The following is a 23,118-nucleotide window of genomic DNA, read 5'->3' as shown; positions in this document are numbered from 1 at the left end:
GTTCTTTTCTGTTTCGAACTAGAGGAACGCTACTTCGCCGCAGCGACAACCCCTGCGAGTGCATCGTGAAGTTCCTTGGCCTCGGCGTCGTTGACTGAGACAACGAGCCGACCCCCACCTTCGAGCGGTACACGCACTATGATTAGGCGCCCCTCTTTTACCGCCTCCATTGGACCGTCTCCGGTTCGTGGCTTCATGGCCGCCATGAACTCCCCTTCCATTCGTCTTTGTATACCCATTATCGACTATCTCGGCCCGAGACGTAAATTAGGGCCTGATCGCGGTCGTTTAAGGCGGTGTCCAGTCGTAGCCGTCGACGCCCCAGCAGATCAGCAGCCAGCCCCACTGCCCGGCCACGCAGACCAGAACGATCGCCACGCGATAGGCCCGGTTACGCGGCATCGCGGCCGCGCCGAGCAGCGGAAACATCGGCATGAGCAGCCGAAACGTGCTGGACTGCGGAAAGAACACCGCAAGCAGGTACAGGGCGTAACTCGCCAGCCACAGCCGCAGGTCAACGCCGAGGCGTCGCACGGCGGGGGTGAACAGCAGCAGCGCGAAGGCCAGAATCAGGGCGGTCACCACGACGATACCCAACGGGCTGCCGAGCCACCAGACGCCGCTCTGGAACCAGGCCGTGAACGGCACGAGCTCCTGATAGCCGATGTACGGTGCTCGCCACGCCAGTTCCGTGTCGGTGTAGGCCATCAGGTCGCCGGTCGCCGCCCACGCAGCGAGCGGCCAGGCCAGTCCCATCAGAGCGCTGAACAGGGTAACGGATGCCGCCAGCATCCGCTCTCGCGGTGCAAAAGGATCACGCGCGCGCGTGACGAACCGATAGATCACGTGCAGCCCGAGCGCGAGCGCGAAGGCCAGCCCGCTCGGCCGGGTCAGGGCCATCACCGCGATCACCGGAAACAGCAGCCAGTAGCGGCGTTCGAGCAGCAGGTAGAGCGCGAGGGTCAGAAAGAAGAGGTACATCGACTCGGCGTAGGCGAACTGCAGCATGGGCGACAGCGGGGCGGCACAGAACAGAACGACCGCGAACAGGGCCGTGGCCGGCGACTGAACCCGGGCCATCAGCCGGTAGAACAGCAGCGCGGTGCCGAGGCTGAAGGCGACCGAGACGAACACCGCCACCGGCGCCCAGGATAACCCGGTTAGTTCCATAAGCAGGCGCGCCAGTACCGGGTACCCCGGCATGAACGCCCAGGCGTTCTCGCCGATCTGGCCGGTCGAGGTTTCCGGCAGCACACTCGGGTAGCCGACAACGGCGACGATGTTGTACCAGTTGCCGTCCCACATATTGGCGAAGTCGGTGTATTTCGGGCTCGCGCCGGTCCAGGCGTTGGGGCCCTGCACGCTCGCCAGAATGAGGACCAGGCTCGTCGTGACCACGCGCGACAGCGCCCAGACCACGATCACCTTGCCCCACCACGGCGTCAGCCGATAGCGGGCCTGCCACGCAGCGGGCAGCCGTCGGGCGGGCGGGCGGTGGGGGTCTGGGCGGCGAGCGGCTTGGTTGCGGGAACGCAGCGTCCGCTCAGTCATCGTTCTGCCGCTGCGTTAGCGAACGGATGCGCTCAGCCAGGCGCGCAGTCCGATCTCGCAGGCCGTGATCTCTTCTACGGCCACGCGCTCGTCGTCGGCGTGCGCCTTCAGCGGGTCGCCGGGGCCGTAGTTGACGGCCGGAACGCCGAGGGCGGAGAAGCGCGCGACGTCGGTCCAGCCGTATTTGGGCGTGGCCACGCCGCCGACGGCAGCGAGGAATTCGCGGGCGAGCGGGGCGTCGAGGCCGGGGCGCGCTCCCTCGGCCCGGTCCACGACCGTCAGATCGTAGCCGGCGAACAGCTCGCGCAGGTGGGCGACGGCCTCATCGCCGCTGCGGCTCGGCGCAAAACGGTAGTTGACGTGCACCATGCACTCATCCGGGATGATATTGCCGGCGACACCGCCGGTGATGCCGACCGCGTTGAGTCCTTCGCGGTAGACCAGGCCCTCAACCTCAACCTCGCGGGCCTGATACCCGGCTAAAATGTTCAGGATGGGTGCGGCCTTGTGGATGGCGTTCTCGCCGACCCAGCTGCGCGCGGAGTGCGAGCGCAGTCCGAACGTGCGGATCTCGACCCGCAGGTTGCCGTTGCAACCGCCCTCGATCTGGCTCTTGGTCGGTTCGCCGAGAATGGCGAAATCACCCGTGAACAGGTCGGACCGGTTGCGGGCCAGACGGCCGAGGCCGTTGAGCTCGTCGGAGACTTCTTCGTGGTCGTACCACATCCAGGTCACGTCGACGCCGGGGTCGCTCAGTTCGGCGGCGAGCTTGAGTTGCACGGCTACGCCGGCCTTCATGTCGGTGGTGCCGCGGCCCCACAGGTAGTCGATGCCGTCGATGGTCTCGTAGCGCGTCGGCAGGTTGTCGTTGAGCGGCACGGTGTCGATGTGGCCGGCGATGACGACGCGCTGGGCACGATTCAGGTTGGTGCGAGCGACGACGGTGTCGCCGTCGCGAATGATTTCGAGGTGGTCGAAGCCCTCCAGCGCGGCGACGATCGCATCGGCCAGGGCGGTCTCATTGCCGGAGACCGACTCCATATCGCAAATTTGTCTGGTCAGTTCGATCGACGTTGCCGTCAGGTCAAGTACGGTGAATTTTGCTGGGGCCGGAAGTCTAGAAGTCACCCTACTAATCTAGAGGTATGCCCTCCGTTCTGACCAAAAACGCCCCTTCTGACGCCACTCCGACCCAGGCGTGGGGGTATGGTCTCGCTTCTGTCGCCACCGACGGCACCGTGCTCGACACCTGGTTTCCGACTCCGGCCCTCGGCGCCCTGCCGACCGGCCGCGATCGCTGGATCATTCCGGCCGAACTCAGCGAGGCAGCCGGCGACGACGTGCGTCGCGCGGTGCGCCTCGAAGCCGTCACCGTGGAGATCACCCTCGACGCGGCCCCAGCCAGCACCTCGGATGCCTATCTGCGGCTGCACCTGCTCTCCCACCTGCTCGTTCTGCCGAACAGCATTAACCTCGACGGTATCTTCGCGCACCTGCCCACCGTGGTCTGGACCAACGCCGGCCCGATGCTGCCGGTCGACTTTGCCCGGCTTCGCCCGGCCCTGCAGCGCGCCGGCATACAGGCCAGCGGCGTCGACAAGTTTCCGCCGCTGCTCGACTACGTTGTACCGGCCGGCGTGAGAATAGCGGATGCCTCCCGCGTGCGGCTCGGCGCGCACCTCGCGCCCGGCACCACCGTGATGCACGAGGGCTTCGTCAACTTCAACGCCGGAACCCTCGGCTCCTCGATGGTCGAGGGCCGTATTTCGCAGGGTGTCGTGGTCGGTGACGGCGCCGATATCGGTGGCGGGGCATCCATTATGGGCACGCTCTCTGGCGGCGGTACCCAGCGCATTTCGATCGGTGCCCGCGCCCTGCTCGGCGCCAACTCCGGGGTCGGCATCGCCATCGGCGACGACAGCGTCGTCGAGGCCGGGCTCTACGTCACGGCCGGAACCAAGGTGATTCTGATCGGCGAGCCGGTCGGCGACGACGGCGCGCGGCCGACGGTGAAGGCCGTGGAGCTTTCCGGCGTGCCGAACCTGCTCTTTCGCCGCAATTCCATCTCCGGCGCCGTCGAGGTCCTCGCCCGCAGCGGCAGCGGCATCACGCTGAACGCCGCGCTGCACGCTTAGCAGCTGCAGAGCGGATGTCGGCGGGTTCCGCTAGCATCCGGGTAGATCCAACACGCGAGGGAGTGATGTGGGCACCGACGCACCGCGCAGCAAGGGCCATCGCCGCATTCGGCGGTTGTTGATCGCGCTCGGTGTGGTGCTCAGCCTCGTCCTGGTCACGGCCGGGCTCGGGGTGTGGACGGTGACACGGTCGTTTCCGACGTTGTCGGGCTCTGTCGACATCGAGGGTTTGTCGAACCCGGTGACCGTGACTCGTGACGAAGCCGGGATACCTCAAATCACGGCGAAGACCGCGGCCGACCTGTTTCTGGCCGAGGGCTACGTGCACGCCCAGGACCGCTTCTGGGAGATGGATTTTCGCCGGCACGTGACCAGCGGCCGACTGTCAGAGCTGTTCGGCGAGAGCCAGGTGGGCACCGACACGTTTGTGCGGACGCTCGGCTGGCGAGCCGTCGCCGAACAGGAGGTAGCACTGCTCGACCCGGTCGCGCTCGGCTATTACCAGTCCTACGCCGACGGGGTGAACGCCTACCTCGACACCCATGACGGCGCCGATCTGTCGCTGGAGTATGCCGTTTTGGGCCTGCAGAACCCCGGGTATGAGGTCGAACCGTGGACTCCGGCGGATTCGGTCGCCTGGCTCAAGGCAATGGCCTGGGACCTGCGTTCCAACCTTGATGATGAGATCGACCGGGCACTGCTGTCGACGACGCTCACCCCGACCGAGGTAAACCAGCTGCACCCCGAGTACCCCGCGGGAGCACACCCGACCATCACCGGCAGCCAGACGGTCGTCGTTCCGTCGGCCGGGGCGCCGGAGGCTGCCGAGCCGACCGGTGAACCAACGGCTGAGCCGTCCGCCAGCACCGGCCTCGATTCGACCGTCGAGCCCGCGTCCGCGTCCGTCGACTCTTACGCGGGGGCGCTCACCGAGTTGCGCGCCGCACTCTCGACAATTCCGGAGCTGCTCGGGCCGGCCGGCGGCGAGATCGGTTCCAACTCCTGGGTCGTCGCCGGCTCCCTCACCAACACCGGCATGCCACTGTTGGCCAACGACCCGCACCTCGGGCCGGCGCTGCCCTCGGTCTGGTACCAGGTCGGGCTGCGCTGCCAGTCGATCACCGCCGACTGCCCGTTCGACGTCGCCGGATACAGCTTCTCCGGTTTGCCCGGCGTCATCATCGGTCACACCGAACGCATCGCCTGGGGTTTCACCAACCTCGGACCCGACGTCGCCGACCTCTACATTGAAAAAATCACCGGCGACAGCTACGAATTCGACGGCGCGGCGAAGCCGCTCCTGCTGCGCGACGAGAAGATCTCGGTGGCCGGCGGCGATGACGTGAAGATCGAGATTCGCTCGACCGAACACGGACCGTTACTCAGCGGATTCGACGGCACCACGTACCAACGCATCGCCAGCGACTATCCGAAAGCGGCTGGACTGCCGACCGCTTCCTCCGGAGCAGAGTCCGGCGCTGAGGCCAGCGGTGTTGACCTAACGACGTATGAGCTGTCCCTGCAGTGGACCGCGCTGACACCGGGGCGAACGGCATCCGCTATTTTCGCACTCAACCAGGCGACCGACTGGACCAGCTTTCGGGCGGCCGCTGAACTGTTTGAGGTTCCGGCGCAAAACCTGACCTACGCCGACGTCGAGGGCAATATCGGCTATCAGGCTCCCGGGCTCGTCCCCATTCGAGCCAGCGGTAACGGCACCCTCCCGGTGCCGGGCTGGACCAGTGAATACGGCTGGACCGGCTACATCCCCTTTGATGCGCTGCCGAGTACGTTCAATCCGCCGAGCGGATACATCGTCACGGCCAATAACGCCGCCGCCGACCCGGGCTCCCCGAACCTGCTGACCGCCGACTGGGATCTCGGATACCGGGCAAACCAGATCACCGCTCGACTGCAAGAACTCATCGCGGTCGGAACTCCGCTCACCGCGGAGCTGATGAGCGACATTCAGGGCGACAACTACAGTGCGATCGCGGCTGCGCTGGTGCCTCGGCTACAGGAGGTGCGCCTCACCGGTTCAGCAGCTGAGGCGCAGCAGCTGCTCGATGGTTGGGACTACCAGGTGGATGCCGACAGCGCGGCGGCCGCCTACTTCAACGTGATCTGGCGCACGTTGCTGAAGGACATGTTCACCGGAAAGGTCGATGACGGCGCCCACCTCACCGGTGGTGACCGAGCGTTCTCCGTCGTGACGAGCCTGCTCAGCCAGCCTGACTCGCCGTGGTGGTCCAACCCCACCTATGGCACCGTCGGTCAGGAGAGCATGTTGCGGCGGGTCATGACGAACGCCGCCGCCGAGAGTGCCGATCTGATGGGATCCGACCCGACCGACTGGCAGTGGGGCAGCATCCACACGCTCGAGCTCAAAAACGCGAGCTTCGGTGAGTCGGGGATCGCCCCGCTGGAGTGGCTGTTCAACCGCGGACCCTACGAGTTGGCGGGCGGACCCGCCGTCGTGAACGCCGTCGGCTGGGATGCCACCCAGGGCTACCAGGTTGACTGGGTGCCGTCGATGCGGCAGGTGATCAGCCTGGAGAACTTCGACGACTCCACCTGGATCAATCTCACCGGGGCATCCGGTCACGCCTTTCATTCCAACTACACCGATCAAGCACCGCTCTGGCGCGACCATGAGACGCGCCCGTGGCTGTTCACCCCCGCCACCATCAACGACGACGCGGCCGACACGCTCACCCTCGAGCCCGCCGCGTAGCCTGATTCTGGCCCGAACACCAGCCTGTGGAGAACTTTGACGGGGTTGTAGCAATCCGGTCTATGGTGACCCCATGCGTAACCCGCCGCGACGCCGCCCCGTGCACAGAGCTGTGCTCACCGCTGCCGTGCTTTTCCTTGCCGGCACGCTGAGCGGATGCATGGCCGCTCCCGTCCCGCCCAACACAGCACCGCCCGTCGCGAAAGCGACGGCCGCTCCCGCTGAAGCTCCTCCGATCTTCGCCTCGAACGACGAAGCCCTCGCTGCCGCCGAGGCGGCCTATGCCGCGTACGAAGCGCTTTCAGACTCAATCACAGCCGATGGAGGAACTGGCGGCGATCGGATAGAGCCTGCGGCTAGTCCCAAATACCTACCGGACCTGTTGGACTCATTCGTTGGATTCTCGAAGACGGGCTTCATTAGCCGTGGTTCGTCAACTTTTGACAATGTTTCATTAATACGCAATTCCGTCGAGCCACGTGGAGGAGTCTCAATTGAGCTCTACCTCTGTTCAGACATTTCGGAAGTTCGACTGATTGACAAAACAGGCGCTGACGTCACTCCAGCCGGGCGCACAAACCGCACGCCATTGCAAGTGGGCTTTACTTCGAGCGCGGCGAACCCTTCGCTATTGCTCCTCGACAAGGAGGACGTATGGTCCGGCAGAAATTTCTGCTAGCACTGATAATTGGCACTCTGCTAACCTTCTGTCCGCCAATCGTCCCAGGTGCGTCTGCGTGTGAACTTGCGTCCCGTCTGATCGGAGACTGTCCCCCCGAGCTGGTCTCGGGCGGACTCAACAATGGCCACGGCGTCGATGTATTCGCCGAAGGGTCTGCAACTTCGGACGGCACGGGGAAGGCCACTGGGTCCGGCGGCGGCGGCTCGGCGGGCAGCCAGGTACGACCGGCCATGTGCGTGAGCCACAAATCGACGACGGAACCCAGCCAATGGGTTCCCTGCAACACCGGCGGCCTCAGCGACATGGTGGAACGACACCCCCAGTTCCTACCCACCATCGCCGCACCCACTGCAGCCTGCCCACTCTGCTCCACCGCGACCATCGTCCGCATCTCCGACCTGCGGAACTTCCCCGCGCCGATCGCTCCAACAGGCATGGAACCCAACGGCTGGGCCATCGTCGGACTCGCCGCCAACTTCTGGACCGGCGCATCCACTCAAATCAGCGAAGGTCTCCTCCTCGGCCAACCCGCGCAGGTCATGTTCACCCCGATCGGCTACCACTGGGACTTCGGCGACGGAAACACCGCCACCTCCCCGACCGGCGGCGCCAGCTGGGAAGCCCTCGGACTTCCTGAATTCACCACCACCGACACCAGCCATAAGTACACGGCCAAGGGCACCTACTCCGTCGTCCTCACCATCGAATACCACGCCGACTACAGCTTCGGCGACCAAGGCTGGCGCCCCGTCGACGGCACCATCACCATACCCTCAGCCCCATTCACCGTCATGGCCGCAAACGAAACCACCGTACTCGTCGCCGAAGACTGCCTCGCCAACCCCCACGGCCCCGGCTGCTAACCACAGCGGCGCGACTCCCCCCACCTGACCGTGCAGCGGATAGTCGCCGAAACTGTCCCGGCCAACTCTGGCCGCACGAGACGCACGAGACGCACGAGATTCAAACTCTGGCCCCATCGTTCTTGCGACATGCCATCTTTTGCCCCATGACGAGGTCCTCAAGGGGCTCGCGAAGGGGCCAAAAGTGGCACCTCACCTTCGAACCCACCCGGTCAAGAGGCCACAAGTGGCACCTCACGCACGTCGGGCGGGTAGGCAGGCGCACAGCGAAGGCGAGACGCCACCGCAACCCAATTGGTGACGACGCGAGATCGGACAGCGAGGCGGCAAACAGCCGACCCGCTAACGGCGCGGGTAGTCCCGGGCCGGGGAGCCCACGTAGAGCTGCTGCGGGCGACCGATTTTGGTGGCCGGATCCTCGTTCATTTCACGCCAGTGCGCGACCCAGCCAGGCAACCGACCGATCGCGAAGAGCACGGTGAACATGCGGGTCGGAAAGCCCATCGCCTTGTAGATGACGCCGGTGTAGAAGTCGACGTTGGGGTACAGACGACGTTCCTTGAAGTAGTCGTCGCTCAGCGCAATGTGCTCAAGTTCCTGCGCGATGTCGAGCAGGTCGTCCTTGACGCCGAGAGCCGCGAGCACCTCGTGGGCGCTCTCCTTGACCAGGGTGGCGCGCGGGTCGTAGTTCTTGTAGACCCGGTGGCCAAAGCCCATCAGCTTCACGCCGTGCTCTTTGTTCTTGACGCGTTCGACGTACTTCTCGACGCCCTGACCGGATGCCTGGATCTCGCCGAGCATCGCGAGCACTGCTTCGTTGGCGCCACCGTGCAGCGGACCGAACAGGGCGTTGATGCCGGCCGAAACGGACGCGAACAGGTTGGCCTCGGTCGAACCGACCAGGCGCACCGTCGAGGTGCTCGCGTTCTGCTCGTGGTCTTCGTGCAGCATGAGCAGGCGTTCAAGCGCCTTGCTGACGACCGGGTTGACCTCGTACGGTTCGGCCATGTTGCCGAAGTTGAGCTTGAGAAAGTTGTCGACGAAGCTCAGCGAGTTATCGGGGTAGAGAAACGCCTGCCCAATGCTCTTCTTGTGCGCGTAGGCGGCCATGACCGGCAGCTTGGCCAGCAGACGGATGGTCGAGATCTCGACCTGCTCCGGATCCTTCGGGTCGAGCGAGTCCTGATAGAACGTCGACAGTGCCGAGACGCCGGACGCGAGAACGCTCATCGGGTGGGCCTTGTGCGGCAGGGAGTCGAAGAAGCGGCGCATGTCTTCGTGCAGAAGAGTGTGGTGACGGATGCGATCGTCAAAGTTGGCGAGTTCACTCGCGCTGGGCAGCTCACCGTAGATGAGCAGCCAGGCCGTCTCGAGAAAGTTCGAGTTCTTGGCGATCTGTTCGATCGGATACCCGCGATAGCGCAGGATGCCGGCATCGCCGTCGATGTAGGTGATCGCGGAGCGGGTAGCCGCCGTGTTCACGAAGCCGTAATCCAGCGTGGTGAGGCCGGTCTTCTTAGTCAGGGTTGAGATGTCGATGCTCGACACACCGTCCACGCTGGTCAGGATCGGGAACTCTGCGCTGCCGCCGGGAAAGGTAAGCGTGACCTTGTTGGGGTCAGCGCTCATCGGTTCGCCGGTTGTAATGTGCTGCGCAACGTCGGTCACGGAACCTCCTCGGGTCTCACTGACGGATGAAATGTGGCGACGCGTCACTGAGTCGGCACTTTAACTTACTGCCGTGGTCGACTCCGTCGCGACTACAGCCTAATCTGCCCGGCCGCCTACTGTTGCATCAGCTAAGAGTTCGGGCGGTTCGTTGGTGATCATCCACAGGTCAGGCGCGCAAGCGAGCGGCAGCTGCGGCGATGCGTTCGTCGGTCGCGGTCAGCGAGAACCGTATGTGCTCGGGGTAGACGTCACCATAGAACGGGCCAGGGCCGGCGAGGATCCCGAGGGAGGCCATCCGTTCGATGGATTGCCAGGCTGGTCGGCCCTCGGTCGCCCACAGATATAGGCCGGCTTCGCTGCGGTCGATTCGAAAACCGGCCTGTTCGAGCGCCGGCCGGAGCACAGCGCGGCGCGCTCGATAGCGTTCCTTTTGCGCGGCGACGTGCTCGTCGTCGCCGAGGGCAGCGATCATGGCAGCCTGCAGCGGTGCCGGCAGCATGAGTCCGGCGTGCTTGCGCACCGTGAGCACCCGGCCCAGCACGTCGCTGTCACCGGCAGCGAAGGCCGCACGGTACCCGGCCATGTTGGACTGTTTGCTCAGAGAATAGATCGCGACGATCTTGCGCTGATCCCCCTCGATGACGCGGGGGTCGAGAATGCTCGGGATCGGTTCGATGTCATACGGGGCGTCCCAGCCGAGTTCGGCGTAGCACTCGTCGTTCACGATCACGGCGTCGAGTTCGCGCGCGCGGTCAACGGCGGCGCGCAGCTCGTCGACCGAGAGTACCCGCCCGTCGGGGTTGCCCGGGCTGTTCAGCCAGATCAACTTGGTCGAGTCCGGCCATTCGGCAGGGTCGTCGGCGGCCAGGGGCGTGGCGCCCGCGATCGCGGCGCCGATCGCGTAGGTCGGGTAGGCGGCAAGCGGATGCACGATCGTGTCACCCTCGCCGACGCCGAGCATGAACGGCATGAGCGCGACGAGTTCCTTGGAACCGATCGTGGGCAGCACGTTGTTCGGCTCCAGGCCGGTCACCCCGCGGCGCCGAGCATACCAGGCGATGATCGCCTGCTGCAGGGCGGGCGTGCCGATGGTCTGCGGGTAGGCGTGGGCATCCGTCGCCGCGCGCAGCGACTGCTGCACCACGTGGGGCGTTGCATCGACCGGCGAACCGATCGACAGGTCAACGATTCCATCGGGGTGCTGCCGGGCCTGAGCGGCAAACGGCACCATCTGGTCCCAGGGGTAATCCGGGAGCGGCTTCAACACTAAGACCGCTTAGTGCTGAACCTGCGGCGGCAGCGCGGAGATGACGGGGTGGTCCTTGGCGAGCACGCCGACCTTGGCCGCGCCGCCCGGGGAGCCGAGGTCGTCGAAGAATTCGACGTTGGCCTTGTAATAGTCGGCCCACTGTTCGGGCAGGTCGTCTTCGTAGTAGATGGCCTCGACCGGGCAGACCGGTTCGCAGGCACCACAGTCGACGCACTCATCCGGGTGAATATAGAGGGAGCGCTCGCCCTCATAAATGCAGTCCACCGGGCATTCGTCGATGCAGGCACGATCTTTCACATCGACGCACGGAAGAGCGATCACATACGTCACAGGCTTGGGATTCCCTTCGAGAGCGGACTCCTGATTCTACGCCCCACCGCCCTGGTGCGGCGCCCGGAGGCGCGGCGGCAGCTTCGGCCAGGCCAGCACAAAGGCCGCGATCAATGCCGGAACCACGGTCCACAAGGTTCCCGGCAAACCCGCAGGCACGAGCACCGACCCCCCGGAACCGCGCAGCGACAGCACGAAAATGGTCACCAGCAGCCCGGCAGCGGCCAGCCCGACGACGAACCGGTCGCCGATCACGAGGCGCAGGCCGAGTAACAGCGCAGCGATCGCCACGAACGCGATCGTCAGTCCGATCGGCAGCGCGATGCCGAACAGCGTGACCGTGGCCTGGTGCGCGATGGTTCCCAACACACCAAAGAGGATGCCCACGAGCAGGCCGCCGAGGCCGGCCAGCGATCGGTTCGCGAGAGTGAGGCGAGCGGGTCGGGAGGCGAGCTGCGGCGGGGCTGGGTGAGGGGCATTCGTTTGCAGAAACGTTTCGGTGTCGGTGATCACGTCGGTCGTGCCGTCGACCAGGGCGCGCCTGTGGTCGGTGACGTTCCAGCGCGCGGGAAAATGCGCCAGCGCCCGCAGCTTCTGCTCGAGCTGAGCGCCCACGTCGATCGCCACGAGGCGCTGTCCGGGCGACTGTCGCACCGTGCGGGCCAGAAACACGGGCAGGCCGGCCGCGTGTGCGGCAACGGTCGCGGCGTCGCGCAGAACATCGTCAACGGCGCCGACGACCAGGGCGGTCGCACCGAGTTCATCGATTTCGTTGTGCAGAGCGCTGCTGGGCTCCAGCCCGCGCGGCAGCTCATGCCAGCTGCGCGCGCTAAGCGCGGCCAGCGCGGCCTGCACCGCTGCGGCATCCGTTTCGGTCAGCGCTGTGGCGTAGAGCACGACGACCCTCGCCCCGTCGGCGCGCAATCGGGCAATCGTGCCGCCGGTCAGCGCGGATTCGTCGCCCGGTCGGTCATGCACGAACAGGATCCGCTCACCGCTGCCGGACATGACCATGGGCGCACGCACCGTTTCTGCTCTGCTGGCTATTGATAACAGGCTCAGAATCCAATCGTAACTAGACACGGTCACGATCCACGGGCTAGAGTCAGGTTCGGTAAGGTTAGCCTTACCAAAACCTACGCCCGAACCCGACGAGGAACCCCTGTGCTCGCAAACTACCTGATCGGCCTGCGCGAAGGCCTTGAAGCCGCGCTGATCGTGACGATTCTCATCGCCTACGTCGTGAAAATCGGTCGACGTGACGTGCTGCCGCGCATCTGGCTCGGTGTGGCCCTGGCCGTGCTGCTCGCCCTCGGCATCGGCGCACTGCTGACCTTCGGCACCTACGGGCTGTCGTTCACCGCACAGGAGACCATCGGCGGCGTGCTCTCGATCGTCGCGACCGGGCTGGTGACCTGGATGGTGTTCTGGATGCTGCGCACCGCACGCGATCTCAAGGGCCACCTGCAGGGCAACATCGACAAACACCTCGTCGGTGCAGGCCTCGGACTCGTGCTCGTGGCATTCCTTGCCGTCGGCCGGGAGGGCATCGAAACGGCCCTGTTCATCTGGGCGGCCGTGCAGGCCACCGGCGCCACGACCATGCCGTTGCTCGGTGCTGCGCTCGGCATCCTGACGGCAATCGGCCTCGGCGCTCTGATCTACGCCGGCATGCTCAAGATCAACCTGGCAAAGTTCTTCACCTATACCGGCGCCATCCTCATCGTCGTGGCGGCTGGTGTGCTTTCCTACGGCGTGCACGACCTGCAAGAGGCCGGCCTGCTGCCCGGGCTGCACGCCCTCGCCTTCAATGTGAGCGCCGCCGTGCCTCCGGACAGCTGGTACGGCACGGTGCTCAAGGGCACCCTGAACTTCTCCCCCGCCACCACCTGGCTGGAGATGTTTGCCTGGCTGGCCTATGCCGTGCCCACCCTGACGGTGTTCATCAGAAAGAGCCGTCACGGCCGCCCGAGCGCCCGCCTGGCCCCGGCTCTACCAACCGCACCGGCGCCCACGCCCGTCGCCGCGCACTAACTCTTCTCGCCCAGCTCAAAGGATCTCCATGCCCCGTGTCTTACGTTCCGCCAGCCTGCTCGGCCTCGGCGTTCTCGGTATCGGCCTGCTGAGCGGCTGCGTCGCCAACAGCCCGGCGGCCACCCATACGGCCCTCACGGTGGACAGCAGCGCGACCGACTGCGCGGTTAGCGCGAACGAGGCGCCGGCTGGCAGCATCCGTTTCTCGGTCACCAATTCCGGTGACCAGGTGACCGAGTTCTACCTGCTGGCCGCAGACGGCCTGCGCATCGTGGGTGAGGCGGAGAATATCGGTCCAGGACTCACCCGCGACCTGGTCGTGCAGCTCACCGAGGGCAGCTACTTCACCGCCTGCAAACCGGGCATGACCGGCGACGGTGTCGGCAAGGCCGAGTTCACCGCCACCAAAACGGATGCCGCCGCCACCGTCGACGTCGACCTCGTCACCCAGATTGACACCTCGAACACCAACTACGCCTCCTACGTAAGCGACCAGATCGACCAACTCGTCACCGGCACCGACGCGTTCGCCGCCGCTTATTCAGCCGGGGACGACGACACCGCCCGCAGCCTGTACGCCTCCACCCGGGTGCACTGGGAGCGCGTCGAAACCATCGCCGAATCGTTCGGCGACCTCGACCCCAAGCTCGACCTGCGCGAAGCTGACCTCGAAGAGGGCCAAAACTGGACCGGCTGGCACGCCATCGAAAAGGACCTCTGGCCGCAAAACGCTGAGGCGGGTTTCGTGGCCTAAACCGCCGAAAAGCGCGCGGCGCTCACCGAGCAGCTCGTCGCCGACACCGCCACCCTGCACGAGAAGGTGCAAGGCCTCACGTTCACCCTGTCGCAGCAGACCAACGGGGCCATCGGCCTGCTCGACGAGGTCGCCACCGGCAAGGTCACCGGCGAGGAAGAAGCCTGGTCGCACACCGACCTCTGGGATTTCCAGGCCAACGTCGACGGCGCCAAAGTGCTTTACGACGGGGTGCGACCGATACTGCTCAAAACGGATGCCGACCTGGCCGCTTCGCTCGACACCGAGTTCGATTCGCTGCAGACACTGCTCGACGCCCAACGCGTTGATGAGGGCTTCAGGCTCTACACCGACCTCACTCCGGCCGAGATTCGCGCCCTCGCCAACCAGGTCAACGCGCTCGGCGAGCCGCTCAACCAGCTCACGGCCGCGCTCGTGTTGTGACGGGCGGGACCCGTTCTAAGCGGGCAGAATCCAGCGAATCCGGGTCCACCGAACCGGCCGGCACCGCACGAGGCCTCTCCCGGCGCGGGCTACTCGGCCTCGCCGGGGCCAGCGTCGCCGGCATCGGGCTGGGCGCAGCCGGGGACCGGGTGGCGCTGGCGGCATCGGCGTCGCCGGGTGAGGCATCCACTTCAGCGGTCTACCCGTTCTATGGCAGCCACCAGGCCGGCATTGTCACGCCTGCCCAGGATCGCCTGCACTTTGCCGCGTTCGACGTCTCGGCGGGCGTGACGCGGGCCGAGCTGATCGAGCTGCTGCAGGACTGGACGGTCGCGGCGGCCGCGATGTGCGCCGGAGCGGATATCGGCGAGTACGGCGCCGTCAACGGCCCCTACGATGCCCCACCCGAGGACACCGGTGAGGCGCAGGGGCTGCCCACGGCCGGCCTCACGATCACGTTCGGCTTCGGTCCGACCCTGTTTGAAACAGCGAATGGCGTCGATCGCTTCGGCATCGTCGCCCGCCGCCCGGCCAATCTGACGCCGCTTCCGCACTTTCCCGGGGACGACCTCGATGCCGGGCGCAGCGACGGAGACCTGTGCATCCAAGCCTGTTCCAATGATCCGCAGGTGGCCGTGCACGCCATTCGCAATCTGTCCCGCATCGCCTTCGGCCGGGCGGCCCTGCGCTGGTCCCAGCTCGGATTCGGACGCACCTCATCGACATCAACGGCCCAGGCCACCCCGCGCAACCTGTTCGGATTCAAGGACGGCACCGCCAATATTAAGGCCGAGGAGCCCGCGGTCGTCACCGACCAGGTCTGGGTGTCCGCAGGCGACGGGCCCGCCTGGCTGGCCGGCGGCTCCTACCTGGTGGCGCGGCGCATCCGGATGACCATTGAAACCTGGGACCGCACGATTCTTCGCGAGCAGGAGGCGGTGTTCGGCCGCACCAAGGGTGCCGGTGCTCCACTGTCAGGCGGCACGGAGTTCAGCGAGCCAGATTTCACTCTGGCCGGCCGCGAGAACGAGCCGCTCATCGGTGCTGCAGCACACGTGCGGCTCGCGCATCCGACCCAGAACCACGGCATGAAGCTGCTGCGTCGTGGCTACAACTTCGTCGACGGCAACGATGACCTGGGACGGCTCGAGGCCGGTCTTTTCTTCATCAGCTTTCAGCGCTCTCCGGCACAGTTCACCGCGGTGCAGCTCAACCTGGCCAAGCACGATGCGCTCAACGAGTACATTCGGCACGTGGGGAGCGCGCTGTTCGCGGTGTCGGCCGGGGCAAGCGCAGGGAGCTACGTGGGCGCGGCTCTGTTCGCCTAAAAGGACTCAAAGACAAGAGATTCAAAGACGCAAAGAGTGGGTGCTCAACCAAGCCGAGTTTCGGGGCCATTTGAGCGATTTTTGGGGCCGAGACTCACGGGTCGGCGAGGATTAATGCGGGAAGCCCCCGCAGCCGAGGCTGCGGGGGCTTCTGCGAGAAAGCAAGTGCGAGTTAGTTCGCGTCCATCTTCTTCACGCGCGAAACCTGGCGCGAGCGAGCGGATGCAGTGAGCTCGACCTTGCGAATACGCACGGCGGCGGGGGTGACCTCGACGCACTCGTCTTCACGGGCGAATTCGAGGCACTGCTCGAGCGAGAGCTGCTTGGGCGGTGTCATCGACTCGAACGTGTCGGAGCTGGACTGACGCATGTTGGTCAGTTTCTTTTCCTTGGTGATGTTCACGTCCATGTCGTCGGCGCGCGAGTTCTCGCCGATGACCATGCCTTCGTAGACCTCGGAGGTCGGCTGCACGAAGAACGACATGCGCTCCTGCAGGTTGATGATCGCGAACGGGGTGACCGCTCCCGAACGGTCGGCCACGATGGAACCGTTCGTGCGGGTGTTGATGGTGCCAGCCCAGGGCTCGTAGCCGTGCAGGATCGCGTTGGCGATACCGGTACCGCGCGTGTCGGTGAGGAACTGCGTGCGGAAGCCGATCAGACCGCGCGATGGAACGATGAATTCCATGCGAACCCAGCCGGTGCCGTGGTTCGCCATGTTCTCCATGCGTCCCTTGCGGGCGGCGAGCAGCTGCGTGATGGCGCCGAGGTACTCTTCCGGAGCGTCAATGGTGAGGTGCTCGAAGGGCTCGTGTACCTTGCCATCGACGCGCTTCACAACTACCTGCGGCTTGCCGACGGTGAGCTCGAAGCCCTCACGACGCATCTGCTCGACCAGGATGGCGAGGGCCAGTTCTCCACGACCCTGCACCTCCCAGGCGTCCGGGCGTCCGATGTCGACGACCTTGAGCGAGACGTTACCGACGAGTTCGCGGTCGAGGCGGTCCTTGACCATGCGGGCGGTGAGCTTGTGGCCCTTGACCTTGCCCATGAGCGGCGAGGTGTTGGTTCCGATGGTCATCGAGATGGCCGGGTCGTCAACCGTGATGGTCGGCAACGGGCGCACGTCGTCGGGGTCGGCGAGGGTCTCACCAATGGTGATGTTCTCGATACCGGCCACGGCCACGATGTCGCCAGGGCCGGCGCTCTCGGTCGGGTAGCGGTCCAGCGCCTTGGTGATGAGCAGCTCGGTGATCTTCACGTTGCTGACGGTGCCGTCCTGCTGCACCCAGGCCACGGTCTGGCCCTTCTTAATGGTGCCCTGGAAGATGCGCAGCAGCGCGAGGCGGCCGAGGAACGGCGAGGCGTCGAGGTTGGTGACGTGCGCCTGAAGCGGGTGCGTGTCATCGTAGGTCGGTGCCGGAATGTGCTTGAGGATCGCATCGAACAGCGGCTCGAGGTCATCGTTATCGGGCAGCGTACCGTCTTCGGGCTTGTTCCAGCTGGCAGCACCGTTACGACCGGAGGCGTAGACGACGGGCACGTCGAGGACAGCATCGAGGTCGAGGTCGGGAAAGTCGTCGGCCATGTCGCTCGCGAGGCCGATGAGCAGGTCCTGGCTTTCGGCCACGACCTCATCGATGCGCGCGTCGGGACGGTCGGTCTTGTTGACCAGGAGGATGACGGGAAGCTTGGCCTCCAGCGCCTTGCGGAGCACGAAGCGGGTCTGCGGCAGCGGGCCCTCGGAAGCGTCAACCAGCAGAACAACACCGTCGACCATGGACAGGCCACGTTCGACCTCACCACCGAAGTCAGCGTGGCCCGGGGTGTCGATCACGTTGATGGTGATGGGCCCCTCGGTGGCGTGGATGCCCTTGTACGAGACCGCCGTGTTCTTGGCGAGAATCGTGATGCCCTTTTCGCGCTCGAGTTCATTCGAGTCCATCGCGCGCTCTTCAACGTGTGAGTGGTCTGCGAAGGAGTCGGTCTGCTTGAGCATCGCGTCAACCAGCGTTGTCTTACCGTGGTCAACGTGAGCAACGATTGCAACATTTCGGAGGTTATTGCGTGTAGCAATCGCCATAAAAATAGATCCTTACGAAGAATGAGTGCCGCAGAGTCTCGCGCGCGACGAAGAATGGATACCAGGGGTCATAATGTGACCCAAAGTACTATCCTACCGTATTATTTGGCCCCAACTGGTGGGGCTCACACAGCTAGACGTCGTTGCCCGCGGCCAGCAACTCGCGGCGCAGCTCCCGCCGGGCACGCTGTTCGGTAGGATCCGGGATCGGCACGGCGGCCAGCAGACGCTGGGTATACGGGTCCTTCGGGTAGCGCAGAATCTCATCTCGCGTACCGGTTTCCACGATGCGACCGTGGTGCATCACCGCGATCCGATCGGCGAGCACGTCGATGACGGCGAGGTCGTGCGTGATGAACAGGCAGGCGAAATTCATCTGCTTCTGCAGTGACTGAATGAGCTCGAGCACGCGAGCCTGCACCGATACGTCGAGTGCGCTGGTCGGCTCATCCGCGATAAGCACTTTCGGTTCGAGCGAGAGCGCGCGGGCGATGCCCACCCGCTGCTTCTGCCCGCCAGAAAGCTCGTGCGGAAAGCGGGTGCGGTAGGCGCGCGGCAGTTCGACGCTGTCCAGCAACCGCTCGACCTCGGCGCTGAGCCCGGCTCCCTTCAACCCCTTAGCGAGCTTGAGCGGTTCCCCGATACTTTCACCGATGGGCATCCGTGGGTTGAGTGAGGATGACGGGTCTTGGAAGACGATACCCACGCTCTTGTGCAGCCGATGAATCTCGTCCCGGTTAGCCTTCGAGATGTCATGACCGGCCACATTCAGCTTGCCCTCTGTGATCGGCAGCAGGGCGATCGCGGCGCGACCAAGAGTGGTCTTGCCGGAGCCCGACTCCCCGACCAGCCCGAGCACCTCTCCCTGGCGCACATATAGATCAACCTTGTCGACGGCGCGAAAGGCCGCGACGCGACCGTGCTTCGGGTACTCAATGACGACATCCTCAAACTTGACAACCACTTCACGGCGGTCATTTCGGGCCGCCGTTGCGGCCTCGTTGGCCAGTCGCTCATTCACCTGGATGCGAGCGGCAAGCACGACGTCCACAACGAGGTCGGTGCCGATGGCGAGCGCCGCGGTCATATCGATCGCTTCCTCTCCGCGCTGCCCGAGGTGCGGAACGGCCTGGAGCAGGGCGATCGTGTACGGGTGGGTCGGTTCGTTGAAGATCTGGTCGACCGTGCCGCGCTCGACGATGACACCGCGACGCATGACGGCGATGTCGTCGGCCAGGTCGGCCACGACGCCCATGTCGTGGGTGATCAGCAGGATGGCGCTGTCGAGGCGATCGCGCAGGCTGCGGAGGAGGTCGAGAATTTCGGCCTGCACCGTCACGTCGAGGGCGGTCGTTGGCTCGTCGGCGATGAGCAGTTGCGGATCGCAGGAGATCGACTGGGCGATCATGGCCCGCTGGCGTTGCCCGCCAGACAGTTGGTGCGGATAGGAGTTGAAGGCTTTCAGCGGATCCGGCAGCTCGACCATGTCGAGCAGCTCCAGAGCGCGCGTCTTGGCCTGGGAGGGCGACATGCCGAAGTGGGCCCGCAGGGTTTCAATGATCTGAAATCCGATCGTATAGACCGGGTTGAGCGCCGTCATCGGCTCCTGGAAGATCATGGCGATCTGACCGCCGCGCACCTTGTGCATCTGCGCGGGCTTCAGCCCCATGAGTTCGCGGCCGCTGAGCTTGACACTGCCGGAAATGCGGCTGTTCTCGGGCAGCAGATCCAGAATGGCCATGGAGCTCGCACTCTTGCCCGAGCCGGACTCGCCGACAATGGCGAGCACCTTGCCACGCTCGATCGAGTAGTTCAGTTTGAGCGCGGCCGGTACCCAGACATTGTCCACGCCGAAGTGCACGGTGAGGTCGCTGACCTGCAGCACCGGACCGGAGGATGGGGGTGTCACCTGGTCGGTCATGAAGTCCTGCTTTCGTCGATCCTGCTGCTCGTACGGTGGCTGCGGCCAAAATCTGGCAGCATGGCTGCATGAACGTCGCTGCCGACCCGATTTTTTTCTACTCGCGGTTCAACCGCATCATCGCTGCCGCATTTACCGGGGTTGCCGCACTGAGTGCGCTGAGTCTGTTCCTGCTGCCAACCGCGTCGAACCGCGCTCTGGTCGTTCCGGCCCTGTTCGTGATGCTGTTCGTCTGGGAGGTGCTCTGGAACCCCAGCCTGGATGTAGACGACGACGCTGTGACCATTCGCAATCCTCTGCGCACCATCGTGGTGCCGTGGGCGGCTCTCGTGCACGTCGATACCAAGTTTGCACTCACCCTGTACACGCCCGGAAAGAAGTTTGCGGTCTTCTGCGCCCCAGCTCCTGGTCGGAGCCTGACCAGTGCCGGGCGCCGCAAAACCACCGACCCCGTGCCCTATGTCAGCGGCTCCCCGCGGCCCGGCGATCTGCCGGGGAGTGAGTCCGGCGAGGCGGCGCAACTGGTGCGCTCGCGCTGGGACGCGCTGCAAAAGAGTGGCCGGGTGGACGGCGGCCTCGCGGCCCAGACTCCCGTTACGGTCGTCTGGGCCTGGGGTCGTGCGGGCGTGCTTGCAGCCGTCGCTGCGGCATCCATTGTGGCTCTTCTTCTGGCCTGAGCGCAGCACCGGTGTGCCCGTGACCGGCATCACGGTTCGCGCTCCAGTTCCGGTTCGGGCCGGGTTTCGCGCATCTTGCTGAGCTTGAACCTGCGGTGGCGCGGGTCGAAAGCATCGCGCAAACCATCGCCGACAAAGTTGACCAGCAGCGCCAGTGACACGATGAACGCACCGGGCCACCAGAACAGCCACGGCCGAGTCTGGAACGCCGACTGGTTGGAGCTGATCAGCAGTCCCAGCGACACGTCGGGAGAGCGGATGCCGTAGCCAAGAAAGCTCAGCGCTGTCTCGAGCAGAATGGCCGAGGCCATGATGAGCGTCGCCGACACGATGACCACGCCCATGGCATTAGGAAGGATGTGCTTGAAAATGATGCGCGCGTCGGACGCCCCGGCGACCCGGGCTGCCTCGACGAACTCACGTTCGCGCAGTGACAGGAACTCACCGCGCACCAGCCGGGCAATGCCCATCCAGGAGAAGAACCCCAGCATGATCGCCAGAACCGGGGCACCCAGGCTGCCGAACCATTGGCCGACGACCGAGCCGATCACGAGCGCGGGAATCACGATGAAGACGTCCGTGATGCGCATCAACACGGCATCGACCATGCCGCGGTAATAGCCGGCGACGGCCCCGACCACCACGCCCAGAACGGTCGCGATCAGGCCCAGAACGACCATGACGAGCGCGGAGTTCTGAATACCCCGCATGGTCATGGCGAAGTAGTCCTTGCCGATGCGGTCCTGACCGAACGGATGTTCTCCGAGGGAAACACCGTCGCCGCCGAGAAACTGCGGCACGAGCGAGAGCGTGGGGTCGCCCCCGTTCACCTGCGGGTTGAGTTCTTTAAACCCGAACTTCCACCAGCCGGAAATCGGACCAATGCCGATAGCAGAAAAGGAGAACAAGATGATGACGAGAAGAATGATGATCGACGCCACGGCCACCTTGTTGCCGATAAATCGGCGCCAAATCAGGCGGCCTTGACTCTCGGGTACCGAACTCGCCACGGCGAGTTCGTCGGCAGGGATTTCAGTGGGCGACGGGGTTGGCCCCGAACCAATTGGTGTGGACATTTAACGGATCCTCACTCTCGGGTCGAGCCCGGCATAAGCCATGTCGGCCAGAAAATTGAAGGTGATCGCCATCGCGGCGACGATGAGAAAATAGCCCATCACCGGATTGAGGTCACCCCGAAACAAGCCGGCGTTGAACAGGCTACCCATGCCGGGAATGGCGAAGATCCGTTCGGTGATGATTGCGCCACCGAGCAGGGCCCCGACATCAAAAGCGACGAGAGTCGTCAGCGGGATGAGCATGTTCCGGAACGCGTGCCGCACGATCACCGTGCGCTCCGGAAGCCCCTTGGCGCGTGCGGTACGGATGTAGTCGAGGCTGAGCACCTCGAGCATGCCGGCGCGGGAATACCGGGTGTACCCGGCGAAGGAAATCAGCAAGAGGGCAATAATTGGCAGGGTGAGGTGGACAAACGTGTCGAGGCCAGCGAGCCACACGTCCCCGGACAGTCCCGGAGTCTTTGAACCCACGGTGGCGATCGGGCGCCCGTTGGTCGCCGTCAGGAGGGCACCCCAGGACTGCATGAACCGGTCAACCAGCACGACCGCGCCGGAGAAGAGCGCGGTAACGAGACCGACGCGCATATTCTGGCCGCGATCATAGCCACCGGCCAGAAAGCCGCTGACCAACCCGAACGCGATCGTGGCAAGTGCGAGAATGAACAGCGTTCCGGCGCTCGAAACGTCGAATAGGGGCTGGAGCACAAAATACGCTGCGATAGCGACCGCAGCGTTGATACCGGCGGTAATCAATGCCCGATGGTTGCGCAGTCCGGCCAGCAGGGTCGCCGCACCGAGGGCGATCGCCGCGACCAGCAGGATGACCGGGATCGGCCCCAGGCCCGGATTCATAAACCAGCCCGTCGCGCTCATCAGGAGCAGCACCCCGGACGTAGCCAGCCCCGACACCAGGAAAACCACCAGTCGACGCCGGCGGTCACCGCCGAGCAGTGACTGCCAGATGGCACCGACGACGAGGCCGATCACCACCAGTGCTCCAGTGCCGATAACAGGATCACGGAGAAAGTCGTTGAAGCCGATGGCGATGAACTCTTTCAGCAGCACGGCGACCAGGAATACGGGCAACGAGTACAGGAAGAAGCTGACGAAGGTGACGGTGTTGTCGAGGCCACTGTACTGACGCAGAGCGGTGATGATGCCGATCGTGACACCGAGCAAAATAGCGAGCACAAGGGCGAAAGTGACCAGCTGCACGGTGGCGGCCAAAGCGTTGGGGAGAATATCGACGACTTGGGCGTTCGAGATCGTCGACCCGAGGTCGCAGGCATTGGCGAAGGGGATCGCACACTTGGCGACGCCGCCGAGCCAGAGCACCCAGCGAAGAGGCGGCGGCACGTCGAGGTCGAGAAGCGCAACCCGGGCATCGATCAGCTGCTGTTTATTGGGAGAGTTGCTGCCTTCCAGATCTTGCAGCGGTTGCGCCGAATAGCCGACCATGACGTACATCAGAAACGATGCGGCGATCAAGATGAGAATGGAAACGAGAATTCGTCTCAGGATGAAGCTCACCATGCCGGGGCTACCTCACTGTAGAAGTTGGTTCG

The 23,118-nt window shown here is 64.8% G+C and carries 17 protein-coding genes and 1 pseudogene; 7 read left to right on the top strand and 11 right to left on the bottom strand.

All coding sequences use genetic code 11. The features are described 5' to 3' along the window. Positions 1-29: 29 nt before the first annotated feature. The 3 genes from E3T31_RS03185 to dapE form a co-directional block, all read right to left on the bottom strand. Positions 30-206, bottom strand: coding sequence for a DUF3117 domain-containing protein (locus E3T31_RS03185; RefSeq protein WP_092108645.1), 177 nt, complete (start codon positions 204-206; stop codon positions 30-32). 82 nt (positions 207-288) lie between these two features. Continuing rightward, entirely contained in the window at positions 289-1,551 is a 1,263-nt protein-coding gene (locus E3T31_RS03180; protein WP_241977558.1) for a hypothetical protein, read from the bottom strand. Positions 1,552-1,566: 15 nt separating this feature from the next. After that, positions 1,567-2,679: a succinyl-diaminopimelate desuccinylase gene (gene dapE / locus E3T31_RS03175; RefSeq protein ID WP_134467430.1), complete on the bottom strand. Its 1,113-nt coding sequence runs from the start codon at positions 2,677-2,679 to the stop codon at positions 1,567-1,569. A gap of 17 nt (positions 2,680-2,696) precedes the next feature. On the opposite strand from dapE, the gene dapD reads away from it, so the two are divergent. From dapD to E3T31_RS03160, 3 genes are all read left to right on the top strand, one after another. Further along, the gene (gene dapD / locus E3T31_RS03170; protein ID WP_092450260.1) at positions 2,697-3,686 is read left to right on the top strand and encodes a 2,3,4,5-tetrahydropyridine-2,6-dicarboxylate N-succinyltransferase; all 990 of its coding nucleotides are present in this window, start codon (positions 2,697-2,699) and stop codon (positions 3,684-3,686) included. A 67-nt stretch (positions 3,687-3,753) separates the two neighbouring features. After that, positions 3,754-6,420, top strand: coding sequence for a penicillin acylase family protein (locus E3T31_RS03165; protein ID WP_134467429.1), 2,667 nt, complete (start codon positions 3,754-3,756; stop codon positions 6,418-6,420). A 918-nt stretch (positions 6,421-7,338) separates the two neighbouring features. Further along, positions 7,339-7,965 carry a PKD domain-containing protein gene (locus E3T31_RS03160; protein ID WP_134467428.1) on the top strand — a complete coding sequence of 209 codons (627 nt, stop codon included), beginning with the start codon at positions 7,339-7,341 and terminating at the stop codon, positions 7,963-7,965. A 342-nt stretch (positions 7,966-8,307) separates the two neighbouring features. Here the strand turns inward: E3T31_RS03160 and E3T31_RS03155 are convergent, their stop codons facing one another. The 4 genes from E3T31_RS03155 to E3T31_RS03140 all read right to left on the bottom strand — a co-directional run bounded on the left by E3T31_RS03155 (position 8,308) and on the right by E3T31_RS03140 (position 12,319). Beyond that, positions 8,308-9,594 carry a citrate synthase gene (locus tag E3T31_RS03155; protein WP_134442015.1) on the bottom strand — a complete coding sequence of 429 codons (1,287 nt, stop codon included), beginning with the start codon at positions 9,592-9,594 and terminating at the stop codon, positions 8,308-8,310. Positions 9,595-9,802: 208 nt separating this feature from the next. Then, positions 9,803-10,903, bottom strand: a complete 1,101-nt coding sequence (gene dapC, locus E3T31_RS03150; RefSeq protein ID WP_304993877.1) for a succinyldiaminopimelate transaminase — start codon at positions 10,901-10,903, stop codon at positions 9,803-9,805. Between the two features lie 9 nt (positions 10,904-10,912). Next, on the bottom strand, positions 10,913-11,236 hold the full coding sequence (gene fdxA, locus E3T31_RS03145) for a ferredoxin (RefSeq protein ID WP_134380421.1): 324 nt from the start codon (positions 11,234-11,236) through the stop codon (positions 10,913-10,915). A 36-nt stretch (positions 11,237-11,272) separates the two neighbouring features. Further along, the gene (locus E3T31_RS03140) at positions 11,273-12,319 is read right to left on the bottom strand and encodes a hypothetical protein (RefSeq protein ID WP_134467427.1); all 1,047 of its coding nucleotides are present in this window, start codon (positions 12,317-12,319) and stop codon (positions 11,273-11,275) included. A gap of 81 nt (positions 12,320-12,400) precedes the next feature. On the opposite strand from E3T31_RS03140, the gene efeU reads away from it, so the two are divergent. From efeU to efeB, 3 genes and pseudogenes are all read left to right on the top strand, one after another. After that, positions 12,401-13,270 (top strand): iron uptake transporter permease EfeU, encoded by an 870-nt coding sequence (efeU, locus tag E3T31_RS03135; RefSeq protein WP_134467426.1) that lies wholly within the window; start codon positions 12,401-12,403, stop codon positions 13,268-13,270. Between the two features lie 28 nt (positions 13,271-13,298). Continuing rightward, positions 13,299-14,468 (top strand): annotated as a pseudogene (gene efeO / locus E3T31_RS03130) (iron uptake system protein EfeO). Then, on the top strand, positions 14,465-15,796 hold the full coding sequence (gene efeB, locus E3T31_RS03125; protein ID WP_134467425.1) for an iron uptake transporter deferrochelatase/peroxidase subunit: 1,332 nt from the start codon (positions 14,465-14,467) through the stop codon (positions 15,794-15,796). Before efeO ends, efeB begins: the two are co-directional and overlap by 4 nt. 172 nt (positions 15,797-15,968) lie before the next feature. On the opposite strand, the gene typA is transcribed toward efeB, so the two are convergent. Then, a complete protein-coding gene (gene typA, locus E3T31_RS03120; RefSeq protein WP_092450276.1) occupies positions 15,969-17,879 on the bottom strand; it encodes a translational GTPase TypA in 1,911 nt (636 codons plus the stop codon). A gap of 133 nt (positions 17,880-18,012) precedes the next feature. Continuing rightward, complete coding sequence (locus E3T31_RS03115) at positions 18,013-19,800, bottom strand: ABC transporter ATP-binding protein (protein WP_134467424.1); 1,788 nt, start codon at positions 19,798-19,800, stop codon at positions 18,013-18,015. Positions 19,801-19,868: 68 nt separating this feature from the next. Between E3T31_RS03115 and E3T31_RS03110 the strand changes: the two genes are divergently transcribed. Further along, complete coding sequence (locus tag E3T31_RS03110; protein WP_134467423.1) at positions 19,869-20,477, top strand: PH domain-containing protein; 609 nt, start codon at positions 19,869-19,871, stop codon at positions 20,475-20,477. Between the two features lie 29 nt (positions 20,478-20,506). On the opposite strand, the gene E3T31_RS03105 is transcribed toward E3T31_RS03110, so the two are convergent. Together E3T31_RS03105 and E3T31_RS03100 are read right to left on the bottom strand one after the other, a co-directional pair. Continuing rightward, positions 20,507-21,553 carry an ABC transporter permease gene (locus E3T31_RS03105; RefSeq protein ID WP_134467422.1) on the bottom strand — a complete coding sequence of 349 codons (1,047 nt, stop codon included), beginning with the start codon at positions 21,551-21,553 and terminating at the stop codon, positions 20,507-20,509. Then, a complete protein-coding gene (locus tag E3T31_RS03100) occupies positions 21,554-23,086 on the bottom strand; it encodes an ABC transporter permease (protein ID WP_134467421.1) in 1,533 nt (510 codons plus the stop codon). Positions 23,087-23,118 lie beyond the last annotated feature (32 nt).

Source organism: Cryobacterium sp. TMS1-13-1 (assembly GCF_004403125.1).
Lineage (GTDB): Bacteria > Actinomycetota > Actinomycetes > Actinomycetales > Microbacteriaceae > Cryobacterium > Cryobacterium levicorallinum.
The sequence above is the reverse complement of the archived record's forward strand: the minus strand, read 5'-3'. Positions and strand labels throughout refer to the sequence as shown.